Source organism: Paenibacillus sp. 01L418, from assembly GCF_056400045.1.
The window spans coordinates 1-6,633 of sequence record NZ_JBFTSN010000359.1 but is presented as its reverse complement, the minus strand read 5'-3'; the positions used below and the strand labels follow the sequence as shown (position 1 = coordinate 6,633).

The 6,633-nt window shown below is 39.8% G+C and carries 7 protein-coding genes; 1 reads left to right on the top strand and 6 read right to left on the bottom strand.

Translation table 11 applies throughout. The features are described from left to right. The 3 genes from AC1DSE_RS27570 to AC1DSE_RS27560 all read right to left on the bottom strand — a co-directional run. On the bottom strand, positions 1 to 252 hold a 252-nt coding region (locus tag AC1DSE_RS27570), incomplete at its 3' end, for an NUDIX domain-containing protein (protein ID WP_477528519.1). Between the two features lie 261 nt (positions 253 to 513). Further along, entirely contained in the window at positions 514 to 837 is a 324-nt protein-coding gene (locus AC1DSE_RS27565; RefSeq protein WP_477513001.1) for a hypothetical protein, read from the bottom strand. Between the two features lie 431 nt (positions 838 to 1,268). Further along, positions 1,269 to 2,534 carry a stalk domain-containing protein gene (locus tag AC1DSE_RS27560; protein ID WP_477513002.1) on the bottom strand — a complete coding sequence of 422 codons (1,266 nt, stop codon included), beginning with the start codon at positions 2,532 to 2,534 and terminating at the stop codon, positions 1,269 to 1,271. Between the two features lie 466 nt (positions 2,535 to 3,000). Here AC1DSE_RS27560 and AC1DSE_RS27555 point away from each other — a divergent pair, with 466 nt between their 5' ends. Next, positions 3,001 to 4,200: an IS110 family RNA-guided transposase gene (locus AC1DSE_RS27555; RefSeq protein WP_477513004.1), complete on the top strand. Its 1,200-nt coding sequence runs from the start codon at positions 3,001 to 3,003 to the stop codon at positions 4,198 to 4,200. Positions 4,201 to 4,452: 252 nt separating this feature from the next. Here AC1DSE_RS27555 and AC1DSE_RS27550 read toward each other — a convergent pair whose 3' ends face one another. The 3 genes from AC1DSE_RS27550 to AC1DSE_RS27540 all read right to left on the bottom strand — a co-directional run bounded on the left by AC1DSE_RS27550 (position 4,453) and on the right by AC1DSE_RS27540 (position 6,498). Beyond that, positions 4,453 to 5,229 (bottom strand): hypothetical protein, encoded by a 777-nt coding sequence (locus AC1DSE_RS27550; protein ID WP_477528518.1) that lies wholly within the window; start codon positions 5,227 to 5,229, stop codon positions 4,453 to 4,455. 112 nt (positions 5,230 to 5,341) lie between these two features. Next, the gene (locus AC1DSE_RS27545) at positions 5,342 to 5,809 is read right to left on the bottom strand and encodes a hypothetical protein (RefSeq protein ID WP_339203223.1); all 468 of its coding nucleotides are present in this window, start codon (positions 5,807 to 5,809) and stop codon (positions 5,342 to 5,344) included. Positions 5,810 to 5,946: 137 nt separating this feature from the next. Further along, positions 5,947 to 6,498 carry a hypothetical protein gene (locus tag AC1DSE_RS27540; RefSeq protein ID WP_477513003.1) on the bottom strand — a complete coding sequence of 184 codons (552 nt, stop codon included), beginning with the start codon at positions 6,496 to 6,498 and terminating at the stop codon, positions 5,947 to 5,949. Positions 6,499 to 6,633 lie beyond the last annotated feature (135 nt).

Sequence of the window (6,633 nt, the reverse complement as noted above, 5' to 3'; positions counted from 1 at the left end):
ATATATTCCATGCTCTATTTCGTTGTGTAGCTGTTTAATTCCGGTCCTAACTCCAATAAGCCTTTTAGGTCTTGCATTAATCCCAGTTTCTTCTTTTACTTCTCTTATTGCTGCTTCTTCGAATGTTTCCCCTTCTTCGACAAATCCGCCCGGTAACATCCAATGATCCTTATTTACTCCATAAGTAATTTTTACTAGTAACACTTTGTTGTTCTTAACAATTAACCCTCCTGCAGAACAAGTAATTCTCACATGTACCCCTCCTAACCATTTAATGGAAGCATATCATGCATGCTTTATATAAATTAAATATCTATAAACTATCTATTTATAGGTAATTTCTATAAATTTCCATCTAGGTTTCATATATTGTTAGGCTAATCTGCCCGTTAGCTTAATGAATGGTCAAATCTGATCCTTGAAATTCCGAGGGCGGACCGAGGGTCGTATGCCCGAAGCGTGAATATGATGTTAGGTGAAGTACCTGACTCCTTGTTAAGCTCACAAGATTCATTATGGTCTTTCATATTTATCAATTATCTTCCATATTCCTTTTGAGTACTTAACCTTTAAAGTCATTGGGGCATGTGATCCATATAACGATTTGTTTGATTCACTGTCAATTCCTTCATACCTATATGTAATCCATACCTTACCAATAATAAAGAAGTGAAGTACTTTCCCCGTACTTAATGAAAATTTGATTTTATCATTAGAACTTGAAGGATACATTTCTTGTCTAAAAAACTTTTTCATGATCTCTGGTTTAACGTATTTACCCTCGATTTGAGAATCTTGTTCAGGATGCAAATATATTGTTCTAAGAGTATCTTTCACACTTACTAGCATCCAAATGTAACACCATATATATAAGACCAAGAACAATAATACGGATAAAGTAATATAAATAGTTTTTCTCTTCATATCTCTCTCCTTCAGGTATTTCACCTAACGATAAATTTGCGAACTTCGTAAATAATTCCATCCTTGGAGTATCGCGAAATGTTTAAACTATCCTTCCCGTTAGCTTAATGCCAAGTACATCTGAAACAATTAACATTGTTTTATTCATATTAAAACCACATCCTATGTCGCTGTCTTATGCCTCTTTTGCGCTGGAAGCTATTATTCTCCAAAGAGTATGACACGTCTACATACTTTGCTGAAGTTAATCATGCATTACTAAATGTTGCTGAAGCACTCCAGGTAAAAGGCAGTCTATAAAAACTGTTTCCGTGTACCAAATGTCGCCTTCTTAGTCCTCTTGCTTATTCAGAAACGGTCTGCGGATTGTTCAGAAGCCCTGTCCAAATGTCCACCGAACGCTCTTTGGGATTATATTCCACCTCATAACCGAATGCTTCAGAGATAAAGCGGAGTGGTACATAGGTGACATTAATTATATGCGGTGGACTCTCCAGCTGGACTGCCTTGCCGTTGATATAGGCAGTGTAGTTGTCAATTGTCATTTTAATGGTTAATCCGTTTTTTATGGCGGTTATGGTCCGATCAGCATTGTTCCATTCAACTCTGGCTCCAAAAAGCTCGAACAGGTAGCGCATCGGCACTTCTGATCTGCCATTCACAATGTTCAGTGGTGGTGCTAACTTAAGGGGCATATCGTCAATGTTCAGCTGGTAGATGAATCGCCAAGTCCGGAATGTCCACTGCTTGGTCAGTGATACACCACCACTATCAAAAGAAATCTCGGCCGTGTACGTCCGATCGCCCCTCAGCTGTCGCTGCGCCGTCAGCACATAGCCGTAGCCCGAGTCAAGTTTCTTTATGCTAAGCGGAATGCTGATGTGTCGGCTGCCAGTTTGGGTGCTTAGCGACGCCTTTATACCGGATACATCCCGCTTATTGCTGAAGACCGTAATGGTCATTCCTTCTCCCTGGATAAGCTTTTCTACATCTTCTGATTCAATGTAACCAGCAAATCCCTCACTCATTCCGTCATATGGATACACGCTTGCGACTGCCGGAGTCGTTATATCGTTTTCTGCTTTTAATACTCCCACAATTACGGTGGCCCTTCCTACTCTCGCTATGCCAAGCGCGGACACCCCTGGAGTCAGTAATACTTCCCTGCGGTTATGAACTAAGGACAACTCGTGAATTTCTGATGCCATATCGAATTCATCGTAAGCCCTTTCCTTCATATATACCGTCTCTAGAATTTCCTGATTTGTCCCTTTGTACCCAGCCGCAGTCGCCCGCTTCTCGGACGTAGGCTGAGTATAAAACTCAAAGCCTTTTTCTTCGGCGGAGAGATCACCCTGAGACTTTAACGTATAATGAGCATTTGCATAACGGGCATGATTAACAGCAGCTTTAACGAGAGCAGGATCAAGCTTAACCTCGGACAATCCCATTTTCAATCGGAGCTTGTTGACGTAAGCCAGAGCTTTCTGCTGCTCAGAACCGCTAGTGCCATCGTACAATTTTCGTGCGGCATGCACATTGGGAGCGGTGGTCAAGAGGGGAAGTATTATAATCAACAAACAAGAAATAAGCATCCATTTCTTAACCAATCTGTTCAACCTCCCATAAAATCCATATATTGTTAGACGTCATTCACCGTAAAAGGTTGCTGAGCTACCCAGTTGCGGATGTGAATGATAGTCAAAGCAATGCCAAAATAATAAAAAAATCGCCATGCACTTAAGTAAGCAGGCGAAGATCGATTTTCACAGTGGAACACCAGTTGAAACAGAGGGAAATCTTTTTTGTATTAAGCTACGCTATCCTGCCCGTTCGTATTATGAGGTCACCAGAAATTACTGGTCGACCTCATTTTTGTGTGGTCGTAAGATAGCGGTAGCCGGGGATCGAACGTTTCTGCCCGTTAGACTTGGATCTCGAGAGCTATTCCGTTCATCCCCCCTACTTGTTAAACCATGATTAGGCTAGTTGGGGCATGACCCCGAATCACATGCGATAATGTGGACGACAAGAAGGTTAGGGGCTTCCGGCGAATATATAACAAGGAGTGGTTACATGAATCCTGTCATCGGACTGGATGTTTCCAAAGGAGAAAGTCATGCACAAGCATTCACTGACCGAGGAATACCGCACGGAAAGATCTTTCAGTTTGAGCATAATCTTGAGGGACTGGCGTCTTTCTTGAATTTTTTGCAGGACCTCGAATGCATTACTGGACTGCGTCCAGCAGTAGTGTTAGAAGCAACTGGACACTACCAAAGCTCCGTCATTCAGTTTCTAGATGAACATCAATACTTGTATATTGTCATTAATCCGTTAATTTCACACCAGGCCAAAAAAACCAGCTTACGCAAAGTGAAAACGGATATTGCGGACGCCTATCAACTAGGGGAATTGTTCTACAAGGAAGAATTAGAACCGTACAAAAAACGAGGTCAATTTATGATGAATCTACGCTATCTGACAAGGCAGCATGATTCTCTAACCGATATGTATGTGCAAGCGAAGCTGCAGTTTCAGGCTGTCCTTGATCAAGTCTTTCCGGAATACCGTGGCGTGTTTGGTGACCTGTACTCGAAGGTATCCCTTCGTTTTCTGGCTCTTCACCCTACCTCTTCCGCGGTGCTGACTAAGTCTCTGAATGACATAACAGCGACGATTCAGTCTCTTACTGGACGGTCGAATTCCGCATGGGCGCTTGATCGCGCGCTGAAACTAACAGCTGCCGCGGAGCGAAACCCTTTCAAGGAAACTGCTTTTTCAAGCCATCTCATCTCGCTGGAACTGCTCATTAATCTGCTTCTACAGTACCAAGAGCACCTAGTAAACCTCGACCAGTCCATAGATGCTCTGGCTGCAGAATTACATGAGTATGAGTTGATCCAATCGATACCCGGCATTGGCACCAGAATTGCTGCAACAATACTGGCAGAAGTCGGAGAGATCGATCGATTTGATCATGCAAAGAAGCTCGTTGCATTTGCCGGTGTCGACCCTAGCGTCTTCTCTTCCGGCAAGTTTACAGCAACCCGAAATAGGATTACCAAACGCGGTTCCAGAAGACTTCGAATAACCTTATATCTAGCCGTACGATGCGGCCTGCGCAGCTCACGCAACCAAAAACTCCGAGCCTTTTACGATAAAAAGCGTGCCGAGGGCAAGCCGTTTAAAGTGGCTGTTATTGCCTGTGTAAATAAGCTCATTCACTGGATTTTCGCGATTCTTACCCATAAAGAAGCATTTCGTCTGACCTAATCAGGAAACACTATCCTGCTTAGGAAAGCTTCTCCATCCACCTATGGATGGTTATTTGGCATGCTCTTTTTTCAGTATAACATCATAGGCTTTATCCATTAAGTTTTAAATATTGACAAGCTATTAGCTAGAATAGTTGAACAAAAGACTGCCATACGGCAGCGGCAGCCCTGTCAGTATTGAACTATCGTTTCCCGATAGCTTAACGAGGTCGCCGCTCTAAGACGACAGCCTCGTCACTATAAGCTCCGATTATATATCTGATTTTTCCGTTTCATACCAGGTTACGTCAAAGAGAATTGGAGGCCAGAACATCGGTTGCATCCACTGATATTTATGAGTATCTATTAAATCTCCTAGAACAATAACACCGTTTTTATTTTTCTGTATTTTCCACTTGCTACTAATAACTGATTTACCTTGTTCAACCAATTCATAGGCTTCCGACCAAGTATAAGTCTTTCCTACGATGTTTTCTATTCTCTGAATTTCCTGCTCATATCTCAATTTTCTTACTCTCTCTTCATCACCCGTGTTCATTGAATCCCATACTTCAACGAATTCGTAGCCCTTAAAAGGTGATTTTTCAATAATATCTTTTAAAGCGTCAGTGACATATACAGCTATCATTTTATGTTGAGGGATTTTAAAAATATATTGAMCCTCCAACTTACTTTTATCGAATTCAATTTTTATAATTGAACCATCTTCAATTATAGAMTTATCATAATYGATACAATCGATCACATTAGTCACGTTTAAACCACATATGTCTTGTTTCAATTTGAAATCAAGAAATTGCACACTYTTTTKAATGAATGGAGAAAGAAACTCCTTTGTTTCCAAAGAAATAATAGGTATCTCAGGCAAAAAACCATAAAAATCATTGTWTTTACCTTTCTTYACCACWTTCATTTCAATAGGARTAAAATCATCTATTTTCCCTTCAAAATTAATAATTCGCAGTTGATCATTTTTAACCATTAATATTGTGGCATTTGAACTATAAAGTAATCTCCAAACTTTCATWTTGTTYATCCTTTCATTTTGAACCCAACCCTCATTTTACCTGTAAGTAATTAAACTAATGGAGCAGCAGCTGCAGCAAACTGCTCCTTGATTGTTCAACTATCGTTCACCGTTAGTTCAATGATTTGGTCGAAATTATCAATTGATTATGCTGGTCTAAGTCGTTTAATGCATCATTGACTGATTCATATGAAAAACTCCTCACAATTATTTGATTCTCAATTAAATATACATTACCATCCATATTTCGCTCTAAATAATCCATTAGCCCCGATTTCGTACAGATTGAACACCATCTCGTCTGACCATCATTAAATAAAATAGAGATCTCGATGTGTTCTAATGAATTCGCACTTGAATCCTCAACTGAATCGTCAAATTTCCAACTAACTATAACGGGTACACTAATTCCAGAACTTACGAAATAATACTTCTTAAACCACCTGGATCGGTTGTTGTCACCTTTTATTTTAAACTGTTCTTTTTCTTCATCCTCAGCTATCACTTCATATTCATTACCACGAGTCAATGCTTCTAAATAAGGACCAATGTCATTACAAACTACAATTTTACTAGTCATTTTTCACACCCTCATCGTCCTAGAACATTTATTAATGCTCGATAATAAGTATAACTCTGAAGTCGCATGCTGCGTTAAACTGCCTGTTAGCTCAACAAGCCGCCGAACGCCGACTGCCTGTTGTTTGTAATTCTGCATCAAAAAAAACACTTCGGACATTTTAACACTTTCCTATTAATCGGTTGCCACGCTTCAAAACAGTTTGAACATAGTACCCAACCATCCTCTAATTTCTCTACTGGGAAAGAATTGTTCACTATAATTTCATCACCAAATCGACTTTCTCTTCCCATCCATTCGGAGACTTCGCGATATAACATTTTACGACAGACAAATACATTGCCATCGAGATTTATCGTTATTTCAGGAGTTTCATTGGCTTTAGAAATATGAATTGTACCAAAAGAATTATATATTTCGTAATTCAATTTAGGTAAGTTCATTTCGACAACATCACCTAGAAGGAGTTCGACAGCGGATGGTTTTTCCCATTGACGTTGAATAAGGATTCTCATATTGTACTTAAAGCCGCAAACCATTGATAAATGTTTATCAATGTATGCGTCATTTATTAAGTGGAATTCCTTAATTAAACCATCATGAAATCCATTGACAGAATCAAAAAAACAATCCATCTCTTCTTGTGTTTTTATTTCAATATAACTTTCAACGGAATCCTGGATTGCCATGTTTCCACCTCTTTTTTTTGGAGAGTAACGCTTATCACTGTCTTCTTTCTATACAATTATTGAACAATTTCTAATTACAATATTCTCGACAGCTCTTTAACTATCCTGCCCGTTCATATTATGGTTCAACTAGAT